This window comes from Paenibacillus sp. 01T442 (assembly GCF_056398345.1).
Genome location: NZ_JBFTPF010000020.1, coordinates 1 through 18,777, shown reverse-complemented (window position 1 = coordinate 18,777; position 18,777 = coordinate 1). Strand labels below are relative to the sequence as shown.

General features: G+C 45.6%; 19 protein-coding genes and 1 tRNA gene. 4 read left to right on the top strand and 16 right to left on the bottom strand.

Translation table 11 applies throughout. The features are described from left to right. Window positions 1–131: 131 nt before the first annotated feature. Complete coding sequence (lonB, locus tag AC1DLM_RS17405; protein WP_171630414.1) at window positions 132–1,850, bottom strand: ATP-dependent protease LonB; 1,719 nt, start codon at window positions 1,848–1,850, stop codon at window positions 132–134. Between the two features lie 194 nt (window positions 1,851–2,044). Between lonB and AC1DLM_RS17400 the strand changes: the two genes are divergently transcribed. Further along, complete coding sequence (locus AC1DLM_RS17400) at window positions 2,045–2,725, top strand: N-acetylmuramoyl-L-alanine amidase family protein (RefSeq protein ID WP_477570683.1); 681 nt, start codon at window positions 2,045–2,047, stop codon at window positions 2,723–2,725. A 1-nt stretch (window position 2,726) separates the two neighbouring features. On the opposite strand, the gene AC1DLM_RS17395 is transcribed toward AC1DLM_RS17400, so the two are convergent. The 6 genes from AC1DLM_RS17395 to AC1DLM_RS17370 all read right to left on the bottom strand — a co-directional run bounded on the left by AC1DLM_RS17395 (window position 2,727) and on the right by AC1DLM_RS17370 (window position 9,344). Next, on the bottom strand, window positions 2,727–3,530 hold the full coding sequence (locus AC1DLM_RS17395; protein WP_441990012.1) for a divergent polysaccharide deacetylase family protein: 804 nt from the start codon (window positions 3,528–3,530) through the stop codon (window positions 2,727–2,729). Between the two features lie 216 nt (window positions 3,531–3,746). Further along, the gene (gene ispG, locus AC1DLM_RS17390; RefSeq protein WP_477570682.1) at window positions 3,747–4,847 is read right to left on the bottom strand and encodes a flavodoxin-dependent (E)-4-hydroxy-3-methylbut-2-enyl-diphosphate synthase; all 1,101 of its coding nucleotides are present in this window, start codon (window positions 4,845–4,847) and stop codon (window positions 3,747–3,749) included. Between the two features lie 97 nt (window positions 4,848–4,944). Next, window positions 4,945–6,213 carry an ATP-dependent protease ATP-binding subunit ClpX gene (gene clpX / locus AC1DLM_RS17385; RefSeq protein WP_056610294.1) on the bottom strand — a complete coding sequence of 423 codons (1,269 nt, stop codon included), beginning with the start codon at window positions 6,211–6,213 and terminating at the stop codon, window positions 4,945–4,947. Window positions 6,214–6,225: 12 nt separating this feature from the next. Continuing rightward, window positions 6,226–6,816: an ATP-dependent Clp endopeptidase proteolytic subunit ClpP gene (gene clpP, locus AC1DLM_RS17380; RefSeq protein ID WP_056610292.1), complete on the bottom strand. Its 591-nt coding sequence runs from the start codon at window positions 6,814–6,816 to the stop codon at window positions 6,226–6,228. 195 nt (window positions 6,817–7,011) lie between these two features. Further along, window positions 7,012–8,313 carry a trigger factor gene (tig, locus tag AC1DLM_RS17375; protein WP_441990013.1) on the bottom strand — a complete coding sequence of 434 codons (1,302 nt, stop codon included), beginning with the start codon at window positions 8,311–8,313 and terminating at the stop codon, window positions 7,012–7,014. Window positions 8,314–8,423: 110 nt separating this feature from the next. Continuing rightward, complete coding sequence (locus AC1DLM_RS17370) at window positions 8,424–9,344, bottom strand: hypothetical protein (protein WP_477570681.1); 921 nt, start codon at window positions 9,342–9,344, stop codon at window positions 8,424–8,426. Between the two features lie 153 nt (window positions 9,345–9,497). Between AC1DLM_RS17370 and AC1DLM_RS17365 the strand changes: the two genes are divergently transcribed. Continuing rightward, a tRNA-Arg gene (locus tag AC1DLM_RS17365) sits at window positions 9,498–9,571 on the top strand. A gap of 166 nt (window positions 9,572–9,737) precedes the next feature. Here the strand turns inward: AC1DLM_RS17365 and AC1DLM_RS17360 are convergent. The 3 genes from AC1DLM_RS17360 to AC1DLM_RS17350 all read right to left on the bottom strand — a co-directional run bounded on the left by AC1DLM_RS17360 (window position 9,738) and on the right by AC1DLM_RS17350 (window position 10,549). Then, the gene (locus AC1DLM_RS17360; protein WP_268796183.1) at window positions 9,738–9,869 is read right to left on the bottom strand and encodes a hypothetical protein; all 132 of its coding nucleotides are present in this window, start codon (window positions 9,867–9,869) and stop codon (window positions 9,738–9,740) included. Window positions 9,870–10,031: 162 nt separating this feature from the next. Further along, window positions 10,032–10,145 carry a DUF4023 family protein gene (locus AC1DLM_RS17355; RefSeq protein ID WP_081787603.1) on the bottom strand — a complete coding sequence of 38 codons (114 nt, stop codon included), beginning with the start codon at window positions 10,143–10,145 and terminating at the stop codon, window positions 10,032–10,034. 47 nt (window positions 10,146–10,192) lie between these two features. Beyond that, the gene (locus tag AC1DLM_RS17350; protein WP_441990015.1) at window positions 10,193–10,549 is read right to left on the bottom strand and encodes a hypothetical protein; all 357 of its coding nucleotides are present in this window, start codon (window positions 10,547–10,549) and stop codon (window positions 10,193–10,195) included. A 178-nt stretch (window positions 10,550–10,727) separates the two neighbouring features. On the opposite strand from AC1DLM_RS17350, the gene asnB reads away from it, so the two are divergent. Further along, on the top strand, window positions 10,728–12,572 hold the full coding sequence (gene asnB / locus AC1DLM_RS17345) for an asparagine synthase (glutamine-hydrolyzing) (RefSeq protein ID WP_477570680.1): 1,845 nt from the start codon (window positions 10,728–10,730) through the stop codon (window positions 12,570–12,572). A gap of 61 nt (window positions 12,573–12,633) precedes the next feature. On the opposite strand, the gene AC1DLM_RS17340 is transcribed toward asnB, so the two are convergent. From AC1DLM_RS17340 to AC1DLM_RS17330, 3 genes are all read right to left on the bottom strand, one after another. Beyond that, window positions 12,634–13,281 carry an XTP/dITP diphosphatase gene (locus AC1DLM_RS17340; RefSeq protein ID WP_441990017.1) on the bottom strand — a complete coding sequence of 216 codons (648 nt, stop codon included), beginning with the start codon at window positions 13,279–13,281 and terminating at the stop codon, window positions 12,634–12,636. Then, complete coding sequence (gene rph / locus AC1DLM_RS17335) at window positions 13,265–14,023, bottom strand: ribonuclease PH (protein ID WP_171630425.1); 759 nt, start codon at window positions 14,021–14,023, stop codon at window positions 13,265–13,267. The genes AC1DLM_RS17340 and rph overlap by 17 nt, the downstream gene beginning before the upstream one ends. Window positions 14,024–14,203: 180 nt before the next feature. Beyond that, window positions 14,204–15,253: a GerMN domain-containing protein gene (locus AC1DLM_RS17330; protein ID WP_441990018.1), complete on the bottom strand. Its 1,050-nt coding sequence runs from the start codon at window positions 15,251–15,253 to the stop codon at window positions 14,204–14,206. A 270-nt stretch (window positions 15,254–15,523) separates the two neighbouring features. Between AC1DLM_RS17330 and AC1DLM_RS17325 the strand changes: the two genes are divergently transcribed. Next, window positions 15,524–16,486: a phosphatidylglycerophosphatase A family protein gene (locus tag AC1DLM_RS17325; protein WP_056610274.1), complete on the top strand. Its 963-nt coding sequence runs from the start codon at window positions 15,524–15,526 to the stop codon at window positions 16,484–16,486. Between the two features lie 328 nt (window positions 16,487–16,814). Here the strand turns inward: AC1DLM_RS17325 and AC1DLM_RS17320 are convergent, their stop codons facing one another. The 3 genes from AC1DLM_RS17320 to AC1DLM_RS17310 all read right to left on the bottom strand — a co-directional run. Continuing rightward, complete coding sequence (locus AC1DLM_RS17320; RefSeq protein WP_477570679.1) at window positions 16,815–17,792, bottom strand: MBL fold metallo-hydrolase; 978 nt, start codon at window positions 17,790–17,792, stop codon at window positions 16,815–16,817. A 10-nt stretch (window positions 17,793–17,802) separates the two neighbouring features. Next, a complete protein-coding gene (locus AC1DLM_RS17315) occupies window positions 17,803–18,534 on the bottom strand; it encodes a class I SAM-dependent methyltransferase (RefSeq protein ID WP_477570678.1) in 732 nt (243 codons plus the stop codon). Window positions 18,535–18,581: 47 nt separating this feature from the next. After that, on the bottom strand, window positions 18,582–18,777 hold a 196-nt coding region (locus AC1DLM_RS17310; RefSeq protein WP_477570677.1), incomplete at its 5' end, for a DUF6483 family protein.

The window sequence follows — 18,777 nt, the reverse complement described above, 5'->3', positions numbered from 1 at the left end:
AGGACAGCGTAGTCGTTTATTTTATCGATGTGGGATTTTCTACCTACATTGCCCTTTACATTTTAACAAAACTCTAAACAAAACACCAATTGAGGGCTGACGCGCCATGTAAGGTAGCGAAAAGCCTCCCTTTAAGAGTCAATTGTATGCTGTGAATTGGCATGTAGAATGGGTAAAGTTGTTGCTGGAATCGTTCTTTCCATAGAGAAAGGTAAAGGAATCACATTATCATGAAGCTCAATGCCGAGTGCTGCAGCTAGCACTTCCTCAATTGTCTCTGCCGCGACAACTTCAACACCAGGTAAATCAACAAACAAAGCTTGCCAATTTTCTTTTGGAATAATAACACGGGTAGCACCTGCTTGGAATGCCGCCTCTACTTTGGCCACAACACCGCCAACAGGCTTCACTTTCCCATGTATGCTCATTTCTCCTGTCATGGCTAATTTGTTATCTACAGGTATTTTATGTATGGCTGAGGCGATCGCTGTAGCCATCGAAATACCTGCGGATGGTCCATCAATCGGCACCCCGCCAGGGAAATTGATATGCAAATCATAATCCGACGTATTAAAACCTAGCTTGCGAAGAACAGTTAACACATTTTCCACAGAGCCTCTTGCCATGCTTTTTCGACGAATGGTTCGAGAGCCTCCGCCCATTTCCTCTTCATCAACAACACCTGTAATATTGAATTTCCCTGTACCTGCAACCGCAATTGGAATCGCTGTTACTTCAATTTCCAATAAAGTGCCCAAATTAGGACCATAAACAGCTAAGCCATTTACGAAGCCTATTTGCGGCTGAGCAGGTACTTTGCGCTCAGGTCTAGGTGGGATTTGTGAAGAATTCACGACCCATTCAATATCAGCTGCTGTGATCGAATCCCGCTTATCGGTTAGGGCAATCCCCGCGGCTAATTGAATCACATTGACTGCCTCGCGGCCATTCGTTGCATATTTCGTTACAACTTCAATGGCATCTTCACATTTTTTAAAACCAATTTTATCAAGCGCTTTTCTTGCAATTTCGCCGACCTCACCTGGCAAAAGTGGCCGGAAGAAAATTTCCAAACAGCGTGAACGGATGGCAGGAGGAATTTCACTCGGTGTGCGAGTCGTTGCCCCAACCAAACGAAAATCTGCTGGTAGCCCATTTTGAAATATATCATGAATATAACCTGGAATATTCGCATCCTCAGAGCTGTAATAGGCACTCTCTAAGAACACTTTACGATCTTCAAGCACCTTTAATAATTTGTTCATTTGCGTCGCGTGCAATTCACCAATTTCGTCAATGAACAAAATTCCCCCGTGCGCCTTCGTTACAGCACCTGGTTTCGGTTGCGGTATTCCAGCAACACCCATCGCACCTGCTCCTTGATAGATGGGATCATGTACAGATCCAATCAACGGATCAGCTATACCACGCTCGTCAAAACGGGCCGTTGTAGCATCTATTTCTGTAAACTTGGAGTCAGGTCGAAATGGAGACTCTTGATTTTTCTTCGCTTCTTCTAATATGACGCGTGCTGCAGCCGTTTTTCCAACGCCGGGAGGGCCATAAATAAGCACATGCTGAGGATTCGGGCCGCATAGTGCCGCTTTCAGTGCCTTCAACCCTTCGATTTGTCCAACAATATCCTGCACAGAAGAAGGCCTCGTTTTCTCAGACAAAGGTTTGGTTAGCGAAATGGATCTCAACTTGCGCAATTTCTCCAGTTCTTTCCTAGACTCTCTATCCACTGCAGACTTGTTCGTCTGTTGATTTCGCAGTAAGTTCCAGAAATACAACCCGATTACAACTGCAAAAAACACTTGAATGACCATTAGAATGATACTTAAACTCATGTGTTGAACCTCCTTAAACACGTCATCTTCGATTAGGTACGTTGTATGTCTAGCCTAGTTTCCTTTGCTATTTTCCATTATTCCCGTGTAAAAGAAGGTTAATCCAATCCATGCAAACTTTTGCATCACGTATGATAGCCCCCTCGCGGAAGAAGGATAAGGGTAGTTATTCTTGTAAAAGGATGTGGCTGGATTTGAAGAAATACTTGTTGATTATTCTACTTGCACTATTTCTTTGCGTGCCTAATTCACAGTTAGCTTCGGCTGCTCGTTCTGACCCCCTTCTTCCTACCGCAGACATCATTCTCGACGTAGGACATGGTGGAATCGACAGCGGGACCATGGTTGGCAAATATGAAGAAAAAGATATGAATCTAGCTATCGCCAAGAAAACATATAAGTCACTTGTTAAAAGAGGGTATCGCGTCATTATAAACCGTACCGAGGACTATGCATTGAGTGATGACAATACATGGTMATACGGAAGCAGACATCGCAAAGATCTCGCTCAGCGTTCTGGCCTAGCCAATACCATTAAACCGAGGATGATGCTTAGTTTGCATATCAATTGGTCCAAAAAATCTAACACACGCGGACCGCTCGTCATTTATCAAAATCAATCTGACAGCATTCTGTTAGCAAGCCTCTTACAAGATTCTTTGAATCAAGTTTATGGGACGGAAGAGCTTCCTGTTCTTGGTAAAAAGTATCATGTACTTAAGTACACTAAATGCCCTTCCGTCATTGTTGAACTTGGATTTTTATCTAATAAATCGGATCGGAAGCTCCTTAATGACAGTCATCATCAAGCCAAGCTTGCCAAAGCCATTACACTTGCTGTCGAACAATATTTCACCATGACACATCCAAAATAGTCTATTTAACCATTTGTGAAATAGGAACAAAGGTTGCTTCCTTTTGAATGCTTGGAATAGCTTCATTGATGACATGAGCGGTCTTCTTCCCAGGAGGCCCTACATGGCCAATAGCAATCACTTCATCCTTGTCATGTATTAATTTTCTAAGCTTAACCATTTGCTTATTAATATGAGTGTACGTATACAGATCATCAAAAAATAACTGATTATCCGCATGCGGCACGCCACGTGAATCTGCAATTTTACCAATCAAGCTCTTTGGCGTGGTCCGACTGTCCAGTAAGATTAGATTTCGTTCTTTGCAAATCTCGATAAGGATCTTCATGATTCTTTCGTCCGCGGTCGCTTTGGAACCCATATGATTATTAATACCTATGGCATAAGGAACATCGTCGATCGCCGCAACGATTCTTTTATGAATTTCTTCGCTGGACAAGTCAGTTGTAATTGCGCCTGGACCCAGCCAGCTCTTCTTCCCTCTTACAGGTTCCATTGGAAGGTGTAGAATGACCTCTAGTCCTCTGTCATGAGCTAACTGTGCATCTTGCTTCGTTGAGGGCAAGAAGGGCATTACAGCCACAGTAAATGGGATGGGCAGCTTCAGCATTTCCGCTGTCCCTTCCATGTTATTGCCAAAGTCGTCAATAACGATGGCTACTTTCTTCGTAATCGCTCCGGTTGGCTGTTGCGGTATTAAATTGGGCTCTGCCTGTGTGAAACCTGGATTCGCAATTATTACAGCACCTGTGATTAGAGTAAGCGCTACCTGTCGACATATTGCAAACGTTGGAAATGTCTTCATCCTCTTCTCCTCCTTAAAGTTTCCATCAGAAAAACTGGCTTCATAAGCATTAGCTATTGTTTCAGAAAGTCTTCGTACTATTGAGCATGCTTTCCAGTTTTACTCATTATGCTTCACTTCCTTGGCAAATATGCGCTTAGACGTGGGCGTACAAAAAAACCGTTAAAGACTCATCGTTGAGTTCTTTAACGGTTGTTATTTCGTTCTAATATCTACTTAGTGCTGCTTGCGCCCAGGAATGACCCCAGTCTGTTCGTAGGAAGCCACAATAATATCAATTTCTTTTTTCAACTCAGTAAGTAGTTCAGCCTCAGGCACTTTACGAATCATCTCTCCATAACGGAAAAGCATGCCTTCTCCGCGAGCCCCTGCGATACCAATATCCGCTTCTCTCGCTTCACCAGGCCCGTTCACGGCACAACCCAATACAGAAACCTTAATCGGCACTTTGATCTTAGCAATATAATCTTCAACTTCATTAGCGATAGAGAATAAGTCAATATCCAGACGACCACAAGTCGGACAAGAAACCAACGTTGCGGCGTTCGTAATTAAACCAAATGTCTTAAGCAGTTCTCTGGCAACTTTAATTTCTTCAACAGGGTCCGCACTTAAAGAAATACGAAGTGTGTTACCGATCCCCATATTAAGCAAAGTTCCAATCCCCGCGGCGCTTTTCACAGCACCTGTAAAGAGAGTCCCTGCCTCTGTAATACCAAGATGGAGCGGATAATTAAACGCCTTCGCAGCCTGAGAATACGCCGCAATGGCCATAGGAACATCAGAAGCCTTCAAGGATACGATGATATCATGGAAATCGAGTTCTTCCAAAATGTTGATATGGAACAAGGCGCTTTCTACCATCGCTTCAGGCGTTGGATAGCCGTACTTTTCAAGAAGATGATTCTCAAGGGAGCCCGCATTAACACCGATACGAATCGGGATGCCACGCTCTTTACATGCCTTCACAACCGCCTCAACCTTCTCACGGCGACCGATATTACCTGGATTAATGCGAACTTTGTCTATCCCGTTCTCAATCGCTGCAAGAGCCAAACGATGATCGAAGTGAATATCAGAGACCAACGGAATATGAATTTGTTTCTTAATTTCCTTGATAGCTTCAGCAGCTTCCTTATTGTTGACCGTCACACGCACAAGTTGACAACCTGCTTCTTCTAAGCGAAGAATTTCTTCAACTGTCGCTTTGACATCAGCGGTTTTGGTAGTACACATGCTTTGCATGATTACTTCGTTACTGCCACCGATCGTTAAATCACCTACCCGAACGGCTCTGGTATCTCTTCTATGGAACATTTTGGTTTCTCTCCCCATGACACCAAACATCCTCCGTTCCAATTCCCTGAAATGGAAATCGGATTGGAGGCTGTGTGTTCGTTTATGAAATTATAGGTTAAGCACTTTCTTCCTTCTTCTTACCAGAGGGCTGTGCGCCTTCTTTGGTTGTCAAAACAGGCGTAATCTTGTTTTGCACCGTTTCTTTAGAAACGACACAAGAAGATACATCCGTTCTTGAAGGAACTTCAAACATCACATCAAGCATAATACTTTCAATGATGGCTCTTAGACCACGAGCACCGGTGTTCCGTTTAATCGCCTCTTTGGCGATCGCATCAAGTGCTTCTGCATCAAATTCGAGCGAAACGTTATCCATCTCGAGCATCTTCTGGTATTGCTTCACAAGCGCGTTCTTAGGCTCGGAAAGAATACGTACAAGCGCTGCTTCATCAAGCGGCTCTAGCGTTGAAATAACCGGTAAACGGCCTACGAACTCCGGAATTAACCCGAATCTCAATAGATCCTCAGGAAGGACCATGGATAGGTATTCACCTGGTTTCAAGTCAACTTTCATGCCATCGGTGCTAAAGCCAATGACTTTTTTCCCGATTCTGCGTTTGATAATTTGCTCTAAACCATCAAAAGCTCCACCACAAATAAAGAGAATATTCGTCGTGTCGATTTGAATGAATTCTTGATGCGGATGCTTACGTCCACCTTGTGGAGGTACCGAAGCTACTGTGCCTTCAAGAATTTTGAGAAGAGCTTGTTGTACACCCTCTCCGGAAACATCACGTGTAATGGATGGGTTCTCGGATTTACGTGCAACTTTATCAATCTCATCGATATAGATTATGCCGCGCTCTGCTTTTTCAACATCGTAATCAGCCGCTTGGATCAGTTTAAGCAAGATGTTCTCGACATCTTCCCCTACATAACCAGCTTCTGTCAAAGAAGTTGCATCAGCAATTGCAAATGGCACATTCAAAATTTTCGCAAGTGTTTGCGCAAGAAGTGTTTTACCACTACCTGTTGGCCCTAGAAGGACGATATTACTTTTTTGAAGCTCAACATCTTCAAGCTTGTTCTGGGAGTTGATCCGTTTGTAATGGTTATACACGGCAACAGCCAAGGATTTCTTCGCTTGTTCTTGACCAATAACGTATTGATCCAAGATATTACGGATTTCCTTTGGTTTCGGAACATCTTTCAGATCCAGCTCTTCTTCATGCCCTAATTCTTCTTCCACAATCTCCGTACAAAGCTCTATACATTCATCACAAATGTAAACTCCCGGTCCGGCAACAAGTTTACGAACTTGGTCCTGGGATTTTCCACAAAAGGAACATTTGAGTTGGCCTTTTTCATCGTTAAATTTAAACATGGGATCACTCCTTTATTTCAAGTCGTTTCGAGTGATAACCTCGTCGATTAACCCGTATGCCTTCGCTTCTTCAGCGCTCATAAAGTTATCTCGGTCGGTGTCTCTTTCGATCTTTTCAAGCGGCTGTCCCGTTCGGTCCACGTAAATCTGGTTGAGTTTATTCTTGGTCTTGATAATCCAATCCGCGTGGATTTTGATATCGGTTGCTTGACCTCTAACACCGCCGAGCGGTTGGTGAATCATTACTTCTGCATTCGGCAGCGCGTATCGCTTACCTTTGGCTCCTGCTGTCAAAAGCAAAGAACCCATACTTGCGGCCATACCTACACAAATCGTAGATACATCCGGTTTAATAAACTGCATGGTATCGAAGATACCCATTCCTGCCGTAACAGACCCACCAGGTGAGTTGATATATAAGTGAATATCTTTTTCAGGGTCCTGGGCGGATAAAAAGAGCAGCTGGGCAATGACCAAATTAGCCACATCGTCATCAATAGCGGTCCCGATGAAGATTATGCGGTCCTTAAGTAAACGCGAGTAGATATCGTAGGAACGTTCCCCACGAGCCTCTTGTTCTACAACCATAGGAATAAGACTCATTGTACCAACTCCTTTTGCGGCAAGCGCCATGTTCTCTCACTTGAGATTCAATTACAGTTTAACACGATTGAACAACAATGTCATTTTTCTGAATTCACCTATGTAAGCGGTAATACGTATGTACTAAGGCGTTTAGACGTAAATTAGGGTAAAAGAAAGGCACGTTGCTTGCGTACGTGCCTTTACTTACCTTATTTACACGGCTGCGGAAACATGCTTGCTATTTTGAAGCAAGAAATCAACCGTTTTTCTGATAACTAGATCGTTGCTAAGACCTTCAAGAGATCCGTTGGAAGCAAACAGCTCACGAAGTTCAGCTGTTGATTTTTGGTAAGACGGTGCATATTTCTCAAGTTCCGCGTCAACTTCTTCGTCGGAAACTGTGATGTTTTCTGCAGCTGCGATAGCTTCAAGAACAAGGTTGTTACGAACACGCTTCTCAGCATCTTCTTTCATTTGTTCTTTCAATGCGCTCTCGTTTTGACCGGAGAACTGGTAGTAGATCTCAAGCGTCATGCCTTGGGAGCGAAGACGTCTTTCGAATTCTTTCACCATGATATCAAGCTCAGCTTCAACCATCGAACCTGGAATTTCAACCTCTGCGTTAGCAGCAGCTTTCTCAACAACTGCAGTTTCAAGTGCAGCTTCGGAATCTTTCTCTTTGCGCTCTTGCATACGTTTTTGAAGCTCTTCTTTGTACTCAACAAGTGTATCGAACTCACTTACGTCTTTAGCGAACTCATCATCAAGCTCAGGCAGGTTTTTGCGTTTGATATCGTGAAGTTTCACTTTAAACACAGCTGCTTTGCCTTTCAGATCTTCGGAATGGTAGTTTTCAGGGAAGCTAACGTTAACTTCCTTCTCTTCGTCCTTACCAAGACCAACAAGTTGCTCTTCGAATCCTGGGATGAATGAGTTGGATCCAAGCTCAAGGGAATACTTCTCCGCTTTACCGCCTTCGAAAGCTACTTCATCAACGAATCCTTCGAAATCAATGATCACGACATCGCCGTTAGCAGCTTGTCCTTCTTCAAGAACAACCAATTCAGCATGACGTTGTTGCAAACGTGCAAGCTCTTCATTCAATTCTTCTTCAGACACAGAAGCGTTAACCGCTTCTACTTCGATACCTTTGTAGTCGCCAAGCGCTACTTCAGGCTTAACTGTTACTTTAGCCTTGAATTTCAAGACTTGACCTTTACCAAATTGCTCAACATCTACTTCTGGACGATCGACAGGCTCGATTTTAACCTCTTCAATCGCTTCAACGTAAACTTCTGGTAAAATGATATCTAGTGCATCTTGATACAAGCTTTCAACACCGAATTTAGCTTCAAAGATTGAACGTGGCACTTTCCCTTTACGGAATCCTGGAACATTCACTTTCGCTGATACCTTTTTAAATGCTTTATCCAAAGCATCTGCTACACGTTCTGCCCCAACTTCAACTTCAAGAACGCCAACGTTCTTCTCTATTTTTTCCCAACTTGCTTTCATTTTATGCCTTCCCCTCCAAAAATGTACCATGACATATATTTTTCACGTTAAGCTCATTATAACCATTCTTTTATACCATATAACATTTTCATTTCAAGCGAGCTTTGTTCTTAGCCAGGATCTGGGCTAAATTGCTTTACAAAAGCGGTCAGGACATTGTGCGCGCGCTTCCACTGCAGCGTCATCGCGTCCACGATTCCATAAGTCTCTAATAGCTCATCTCGATCAACCGTACCAAACAATTTGTCTTGCAAAATCGCATGCAGCGCTGAGGCCCACACATCTACCGCGCTTTCTTCTGCCCTAAGCAGCTCCGTGTAAATAGAGGTGCCATACGCATAGGCAAGAAACTCCTGCCAAGTCTGAGTCGCAAAGTAAACAAAGTCAGGTTGGCTTATTTCACTAATGTCCCCGACTCTGCGAATCATATCACGAATCCGCAATGGAAAATCCTCCGCTGTAAGCGGCGTCTCATCGATTTCCACGAGAACTGTTCGGCCATTCTTAGGAAACTCAATTAAGCCGTGCTCTCCCATTTGCTTAAGCGTCTGTAACGCTTTGAATTGAAGATGAGGATGTCTAGGCCTTTCGCAAAGCCATGTCTTCACAAATTCGCTCACCTCAGGCTGCTCGATAAAAGCAAGCTGCTCCAATGCGCTTACTTGCCCCTCAAGCGAACCTTCTTGCAGCATGTTTTGAAGCTTCAACACAAAAGCACCATCATCTGAAGCTGATTTATCATGGATATACTGGCGCAATAAGGCGGATTCTTCCTCCGAATCCTCTTCTTCTGTCACGGATGATGAGAACATCGTTTCCGGAAACATGGTGAGCAGCCAGTGCCGCAGGGCTTCCCATTGATCAGACTTATTCGCATCGACATTAGGAAATTGGAGTAAGAAAGTAAGTATCTCCAGTGCTTCTTTGTACTGCTCGGAGCGCAATAGCTTCATTAGCTCGTCTTCATAGAACTGCTCTGTCTTCGGAAAAAGGATGACATTATTAGGCGTAGGATCTGTTATAGGGATCACCTCTGTTCGTGTGTCTCGCTTGTGCCAGTTTACTCCATCATTCAAATGAATGCAAAAATATTTAAAAATGAAGTTGACTCGCATTATACGTTATGATATATTAACTCTTGCTTCGCCAAACGGATCTCGTCCAGGCGGTAAGAAGTGTCATAGGTCTCAGTAGCTCAGCTGGATAGAGCACACGCCTTCTAAGCGTGCGGTCGGGGGTTCGAATCCCTCCTGGGACGTAATAGCAAGTAGAAAGACCGCGAGAAATCGCGGTCTTTTTTGCGTGCTGGTTGATGCAGTGCTGTTCCAGACAAGCCGAAGTTAATTAATTCCTTCATAATATTAAAAAGCACCCCCGCTGCAATTGCAAGCAAGGGTGCTGCTATGACCGATAGATTCTTTCGCCTACACGGATGGCCTATTTGGCTGATGATGTCCCGGCTCCGTTGAATCGAGATTCGACTGAATACGGGATGATTGCTTCGAGTGATCGATCGCACTTTGTGTTTTCTGCATCATACTTTTCTTTTTACCCATGGTAAGCAACTCCTTCTATTTATAGAATGAACGCCACCTTAGTATGGAGGGTTTCCGTACAGACTATGCTGGTTATCGTTTCCTTCCCTCTAGCATCAAGCTGGGGAATAACAAAGAGCCTGTAGGGATGCCCCTACAGGCTCTTGCTCATGCCATAAGACGTTAGTGCATGTTGTGAGGCAAATTTTTGCCTGTATGACCGTCACCTTGTGTCCTTTTATTCTTCTCGGCTTTCCTCTGCTTCTCATGCAGCTTGCTAATGAAATGACTATCCATGAGCACTCGCCTCCTGAATAAAGAATGGCATTACCCTAAATAGAATGTCACGAAAGGTCCGTATTTAATCGCATTGCCAAATTTATTATTGCGCCTCTGAATTCAACATCGGTTAGTGCCTTTTCGTATAAAGATTCAAAAGTTGCTCGATTTTGGATAAATTCAGGCTCCGATTTAATGGCTGTTTGCGTCCAGTTAATCAATACGTTCTCAGCTTGTATGAGTTCGTTGTAGGCGCGATGCAAGCCAACCTTTTCAATAATTTCTTCCATTTCAGCTTGACCCAATTCTACGCCATCTTGTTTTGCATTTTCAATTCGAATGTCCGCTTGCGCGCTAATTTGTAAAAAGTGCTCTTTCGATGCTAAATAATCAACTTGAGCTCTTGAATATTTAATTCCCATTGTCATCACCTTCGTTTATATAATGGCAGTACTTGGATTGATTGTAACAGTCTCTTTAACAAAACACAAAAAGCACGGACTGCTCTTACTTTTGTCATGTTCTGGACAGACATTTAATACCTTCCATTCGCATACCCTTTATCATTATGCTCTCCTCAAAAGAAAGGAAGGAACGTCTATGTGCGGAATAACGGGTTGGATAGATTGGCGGAAAGACTTGACCGGGTACCCGTCCATTCTAGAAAATATGACGGAAACGCTCCAACTGCGCGGACCTGATGCCTCAGGTACCTGGATTTCACAGCATTGTGCCCTCGGACATCGACGTCTAAGTGTTATGGATCCTGAGAATGGCGCCCAGCCCATGGTCCGTAAACAAGGCGACTATACGTATACCATCGTATATAATGGCGAACTCTATAATGCCCCAGAGTTAAAAAAAGAGCTCGAGCTCCGCGGCCATCAATTTCGAACAACGTGTGATACCGAAGTGCTGCTAGTCGCTTTTATAGAGTGGGGAAAAGCATGTATAGACCGCCTGAACGGCATCTTTGCTTTCGCGGCTTGGAATGACCAAGAGCAGTCACTGACCCTAGTTCGTGACAGACTCGGCGTTAAGCCTCTTTTTTATTCCCATCAGGATAGTGTATTATTATTCGGCTCTGAACCAAAAGCCATTCTAGCTCACCCTGATTTCAAAGCAGAGGTTGGTGCCGAAGGCTTTGCAGAAATATTCGCTGTCGGACCGGCTAGAACGCCTGGACATGGGATTTATCGCAACATGTCTGAGCTGAAGCCAGGTCAATTTGCTATTTTTGATCGGAATGGCTTATCCATTCGAACGTATTGGAAGCTCGAAAGCCATCAACATCCTGATGATATCGCCGGCACAGCCGCGCAGGTACAGCAATTGCTTAATGATACGGCAGAGCGCCAATTAGTTTCAGACGTCCCTATCTGTACGCTCCTCTCAGGCGGACTTGATTCTAGCGCCCTCACTGCGCTCGCTTCGACGCATTACAAGAATAGCGGGCAAGGACCGCTTCATACCTTCTCCGTGGACTACAAGGATAACGATAAGCATTTCAAAGCGAACCTGTTCCAACCGAACTCAGACGCACCTTGGATTAAAAGGATGACTGAGCATTTAGGAACCGAGCATCATTACATTGAATTTGATACGCCAGAGCTTGTGGAATCTCTGAAGACAGCCGTGATCGCCCGCGATACACCGGGCATGGCCGATGTCGACGGGTCTCTCTATTTATTTTGCCGAGAAATCAAAAAGGAAGCAACGGTCGCGATATCTGGAGAAGCGGCTGACGAAATATTCGGTGGATACCCTTGGTTCCACAATACAGATGCACTAGAAGCGAACACGTTTCCGTGGTCACTTAAGTTAGCCAATCGGGTCGACCTGCTCGCCCCAGACTTCGTCGATTGGATTAAACCTGTTGAATACGTCAGTAATCGATACCAGCAAGCCTTAAGCGAGGTACCTCGCTTAGCTGGGGAAACGAAGCAGCAGAATCGGATGCGAGAAATGTCCTATTTGAATATTACACGTTTCATGCCTACGTTGCTTGATCGCAAGGACCGCATGAGTATGGCCGTTGGCCTCGAGGTACGCGTCCCCTTCTGTGATCACCGTCTGGTTGAGTACGTATGGAACATTCCGTGGGAAATTAAAACGTCCGGAGACAGAGAAAAAGGCATATTACGTCAAGCATTACGAGGTGTATTGCCTGAAGATGTGCTGACGAGGAAGAAAAGTCCATATCCGAAAACACACAACCCGAATTATTTAACTGCCGTAAGAAAATGGGTATTGGAAATTCTGGATGATCMTTCATCCCCTATCTTGCCTTTTATTGATGTCAAAAAGATTCGCGCACTCGCCAGCTCAGAGTCCAATGATTTCGACCTGCCTTGGTTCGGTCAGCTGATGACAGGTCCTCAGTTATTCGCTTATTTAGCTCAAGTGGATATGTGGCTGCGAACCTATAAGATCTCGATCCGATAATGTGATTGCAGAAAAAAGACCTGCGTCCACGCATTCACGTGGTTGCAGGTCTTTCTGTGTTTTAGCTCGTTTGATCAGGGAGCTGATCCAAAAACATACGCAAAGCTTTGGCACGATGACTCATTTCATTCTTCTCTTCCATCGTCAACTCAGCCATCGTTCGACCCAGTGATGGAATGTAGAATAGAGGATCGTAACCAAATCCGCTTTCGCCACGCTGCTCATGAATAATAAAGCCTTGGCAGACATCCTCCGCTTCGATCACTTCATTCGCCACAGGATCAATTAAACTAAGTGCACAAACGAAGGAAGCTTCACTAAGTAATGGAGGGTGGCCCTCCCCCGCACTCAGCTCGATCCGATCTTCCAACTCATGCAAAGCTTGAAGTAGTCTGGCATTATTGTCAGCATCCGTTGCGTTTTCTCCCGCGTAACGAGCCGAATATACACCTGGATCACCACCTAGTGCCGTAACGCATAAACCAGAATCATCAGCAAGTACTGGTACATGAAGATGGGCAGAGATGATTTGCGCCTTGATCCGCGCGTTCTCTGCGAAAGTCTTCCCACTCTCAACGATTTCCGGCAAATCCGAGTAATCCGCTAAACTTCGAACCTTATAGCCTTTAGCTCCGAAAAGCTTGGCGAACTCTTTCACTTTACCTTCGTTACGCGTTGCGATGACAACAAAATTACTTTGTAGCCGCATGCCCAGCACCTCGAATACGATCTGCGATCGGCCCTAGCACACCGGCTTGTACGTCGATCATGGTGTTAATCCCCGCTTCTGCTAGCGCCAGCAATTCATCAAGCTCTTTACGGGAAAAAGGAGCATCCTCGCCCGTTCCTTGAACTTCAACGAACTGACCTTGTCCCGTCATCACGACGTTCATATCCACTTTTGCTTTGGAATCCTCTTCATAATTAAGATCCAGCTTCGGAATATCCCCAATAACGCCAACACTGACAGCAGCGAGGAAGTCGTTAATTGGGAACTTGGCTAGGTTTTTATCATTAGCAAGCTTATTGATTGCAAATGCCATCGCTACAAATGCACCCGTAATGGATGCTGTACGCGTACCGCCATCTGCTTGAATCACATCGCAGTCCAGCGTAATGGATCTTTCACCTAGTGCTTCCAAGCTGACTACCGAACGTAGTGCTCGACCGATAAGACGTTGAATTTCCATCGTACGTCCACCGAGCTTACCTTTTGCCGCTTCACGCTGATTTCGAACTTGCGTCGCCCGCGGCAGCATCGAGTATTCGGCTGTAACCCAGCCTTTCCCTTGACCTTTCATAAAAGGAGGAACACGATCTTCGACCGTTGCTGTACAAATGACTTTCGTATCCCCGACCTCAATGAGGACCGAGCCTTCTGCGTGTTTTATATAATGAGGGGTTATTTGCATAGGTCGCAGTTCTTGATCCGTTCTTCCACCAATTCTCATAAATGTCTTTCTCCTCCTGTAGCTACATCAAAAGCTCTAATCCTTACGCCCCATTGTAACAAACTCATCAAGGAAAAGCATCCTAACACTAGTGAATATGGAAAAAACCGAAAAACCACCAGGGATTCCTCCGTTTAAGAACGTTGGAATCACCTGATGGAACGTTGGTTATCAATACGATTAAAGCTTGATCGCAGGATTAATATGCGCAGGTCTCAGGACAGGCTTACTGTAGTTTTGATTATCTGTAGACGTAATTTTCACAGCGCCATCCACCTTAATTTGCACTTGTTTAAACGTGGTGTTCTCCGTTAAAGACAAGATGACCGATTGCAACGCATCCGCTGAAGCTTTCTGATCCGTACCCAGCAGCTTGTTGGAGAAGTCCACGGTGATTAAACCCTCGCCTGGCTTAATGCTCTTCAACTCTGTTGTTGCATTGAGGACAGCTCCAAGTCCCTTCTTCTGATCTGGACCTTTAATCAATTGCTCGACAACAGCCTTTGCAACATCGTCCGTTCTCTTTATAAGGCGAGTCACAGGGACATAATATTTGTAATTTTGATCATTTTGATTTAGGAAATAGAGAGTAACCGGTGTAGCTTGACCAAATTCGGTATCCTCTGCTTTCTCTAGATTGATCCCCATCGTACGGGCTAGTGGTGCATCAAGTGGTGTTCGGCCCTTTGGCATTTCTTTCAGGTCCTTGCCATCTACCCGCAGTTGAACCTTATCGATCGTAGGGAAGTTCGTCAAGTTCCACGTGATCGCTTCAAGGAGCTTGCGCTCATCCTTCACATCGTAGTTGAGAAACTCTTTCGAGAAATCAACTGTAGCACTTTTGTCTGATTTTACATTTAAGCTAATAACCTTAGTCCCCTTCGGTAGAAGCGCTTGGAAACCTGAAGGCAGCTGACTCGTTTCTGGTCCGCCGTCCACCATGTACTCTAATGTTGTCTTTGCAACTGAGACTGTCTTCGGCAACGCTAGACTTAATGGTGTCACGAAGCCTTTGGCATCTTTCACATACACCGTCATTTGTGACGTAATATCTTCAGACATGTCGACGGTAACCGCAGCTGAAGTCGTCTTCACATCTACGTCTGTACCMGCCCCAGGAGGAGCATCGATGTCACTCTTCTTTCCACTGCCCAAAATCGAACATCCCGTGGTCAGTAGAACAATCACCCCCGCTAAAGCGGCTGAACGAATCCAATGTTGATGTTTCATTTGCTTATTTCCTCCTTCGATTTTTGCTATTCGCATGGCCTGTACGATGCTTTTTCGTATTACTATGTATACGGGGCTTTGTCCGATTTATAACTACTTTTTGTCCACCTCTTTATGAATCACAAAAAAACATAATGACGAATGGAATCATCACCAATCTTCGTCAATTCGAACTCATATGCTATACTGAATACCAGCGTGAAACTGAAATAAAAAACTACTATCAAGTGCAATAACTACTTTCTGATATTCGATCAAGGAGGTCTTATAATGAGAACATTTTTAAAGGAAAAGACCCTCATTTTCAATGAATTCCGAGAAGAGGTTTTCAGTCATTATCCACAAGCTGTCATTGAGGAAGCTGTTGCTAGATTGCTTGTTGAAATAAAAGGCATCAAGAAAATCCCCACCGACTTGATCACAACCACGCTGCTCGGGGTATTAAGTAAGACAGAAACCTTCAACGTCATGTCTACACTCATGGAGCTTCAAAAAAAGGTGAAGCATGATGCTGAGCTGCTAGCTAGCATGAAAGATCCTGCCTACAACGTTCATCGCACAATTGCGATGTCCATTTGTGGATTATACGGGAGCGGCGCGATCTCACTATTCGGTTTTATCGACTGCAAATTCCGCTTCTTTTTTCCGACGAAAAGACCTAAATCCTTCATCTCCAAGGGGATTTGTGCGATTGTCGCTTCAACCGCAAGTGTCATTATTTCGGATAGCGTGAAGATGGATTACTCCAAACGCAATCTGCAAATGCTCGAGGCCCGCGGTGTGCTTCTGGATGATATGGTCGAGATCCTTGACCAGTTGCAACGTCCTTACAATCCAGATATGCCACGCAGTCTCTGTGAAGAACATATTCTGGCGGTACTTCGCAAACAGCAAACCTTTCATGCGCTCCAACTCGCGATCAAGATTGATACCGCTGTTGAAGCCAAAGAATTCAACCCTCAATACAATCATATTGTGGGGATGGACGAAGGACTTTTCGGCGTTGATGAAAGCATCGCAACTGCCGTCCCTCTCATGTACGGAACTATTGCGCTCACGAATTTCGGCTATCTAGACAAAGCCAAAATCGGCATTATCGAGGAGCTCGACAGTGATCACGCAGATGGTAAATGCAATACGTTTATCGATGATATGGTCTGTGGAATTGTAGCGGCAGCTTGTGGTCGGTTAGCGCATAATCATACACCGACGTATAGTAAGCCGTTGAAGTAAGAGTGTGAAATGATAGTGTGCGATTAGAAACAATTACCTGATTGAAAGTGCGTAAGGGAACGTAGGGGCGCTATTTGGATGAAAATCAGGGTAAGTGCTAGGGATGGGGAACGTAGGGACGCTATTTAGAAGAAACATGGTTTTTCGGCACCATTTCGGAAGGATTAAGGGATCTACGTTCCCCCTTCTGGGTGAAATCGGCTGTTTAGGAGCAAATAGAGAATCTACGTTCCCTTACTCAAGGCTATTTAATGACAAGCCAGGATTTACGTTCGCTATTTGAGACAAAAATCCCCCTTCAACCACTAACGTTGAAGGGGGATTTCACTTATTTGGAGATCGCGACGTAGAACACGCGATCTGCCTGCGGATCCACCTGCTGGATGCGGCCTTCGGTTTCCAGCAGGATCAAGTGCGCGATCGTCTCCGACAGCGCGAATCGCATCTGGTGCACGCTCAGCCGGTCGCCGAACGTCGCCCGGCACACTTCATAAGCGCTCTGCGGCGCGCTTAACTGCCCTTCCATGAGCGCGAGCCGCTCATGGTGATGGCGCACGAGCTCCTCCGCGCGCGCGCCAAAGCCTTGCCAAGGCTCCCGGTGCCCCGGGTAAGCCATCACAACCGGCAGCCTGCCCATCTCCTGCAGGCTGCTCAGGTACGCGCCGAGCGGGTTTTCTTCCACCTGCGGGAGGAAGGAAACGTTCGGCGATATTTGCGGCAGGACGTGGTCGCCGCAAAACATCACCTGCGCCTCAGCGTCGTAGAAGACGAGATGCCCCGCGGCATGGCCGGGGGTCTCGATGGCTTCATAGACGCGATCGCCGAGGCGCACGGGCCCTTCACGCAGCAGGGTAACCTGCGGCTGCGGGGAGACCAGATCGACGAAGCTCACCATGTGCTTCGTCATCTCGATCAGCCCGGCTTCGGGGAAGCCATGCCGGGCGAATAGCTCCAGGAGCAGCGGAGACATCGGCTGCTCCGGGCCCCACAGGAGCTGCACCTGCGCGTATCCGGTCTCCGATAGGAGAACCGGCGCGCCCGTGCGCTCCTGGAACCAACCGGCCATCCCATAGTGGTCGGGATGGTGGTGGGTGAGCACGATTTGTTCCACGTGCTCATATCCGATCCCTTGCTCCTTGAGCACTTGCTCCCAGAGCGCCTCCGCTTCCGGCGTATGCAGTCCCGGATCGATCACAGTGTAACCTTTGCTGCCACGAATCAGGTAAGCATTCACCCAACGTAAGGGGAACGGCAGCGGCACCTTCACTTGCGTAATTTCATCTGTATGTACGGTCACGACATTCATATCCCGATAGTCATCCTTCCTTATGTCCAACAAAAATCATCCGACTCGAAGTATCTGGTGAATAAGCCTGACCTTCATAGTCACCATAGACATGATCAATATGTAATCCAGCTTTGGCCAGCATCGCCTCAAACTCCGGTCGCTCGTACAACTTCACCTGCTCCAAATAGTGCCGGTCTGGTTCGCCAGCTTGCGAAATCACAATGCGCTTGCGCACACAACCGTCTTCGATCGTTCTCGTCTCACGAATAGTCAAATCCTCTTCCTCCCGTTCCGATTGCGCGACCAAATTCGCGTTCACATACACGGGATTCAGAAAATCGACAATGAATCGACCCTCCTTTTTTAACAGTCGATGCATCTCATGAAGCACTTTCTCATTCTGCTCATCTTCGTCAAAATAGCCAAATGACGTAAACAAATTCACAACTGCATCAAACGGCTCACTTAGCGGCACATCCCGCATATCTCCGTGAATCCATTTCACTTGAGCTTCTCCGCCCAGCTTCACAGCTTCCTGAAGCAGCACTTCCGACAAATCAACGCCAGTTACGGTATAACCAAGCTCCGAAAGCGCCAACGAATGCCGCCCCATCCCGCAGCAGAGATCCAAAAGACGAGCCCCTTGCTTAAGCTCCAACCAGTTCATCATTTTTTTCACTTCCGTGTAAGCGCCCTGCATGTCTCTATGTTTATACACAAGTAAATAGTCATTGCCAAAACTTTCTTGGTACCACGCCATCTTTTCAACACCTTCAGCTTTATGATTAAATTTCTACGATAAAAATGTTATAAGAGCAGCCGTTGTTTCATGATCCKCAAACCTTCTAGCGCTTCTTCCTTGCTAAAATTCCCAGCCTTCAATTGCTCGTCCTCAACCTGAAGCAGTTTTTCGTAAAAAAGAAGACCTTGCTTCGGCAGCTCCGATTTCTCCGGATGATCCTCCATATCGGCAGCTCCGATTTCTCCGGATGATCCTCCATAT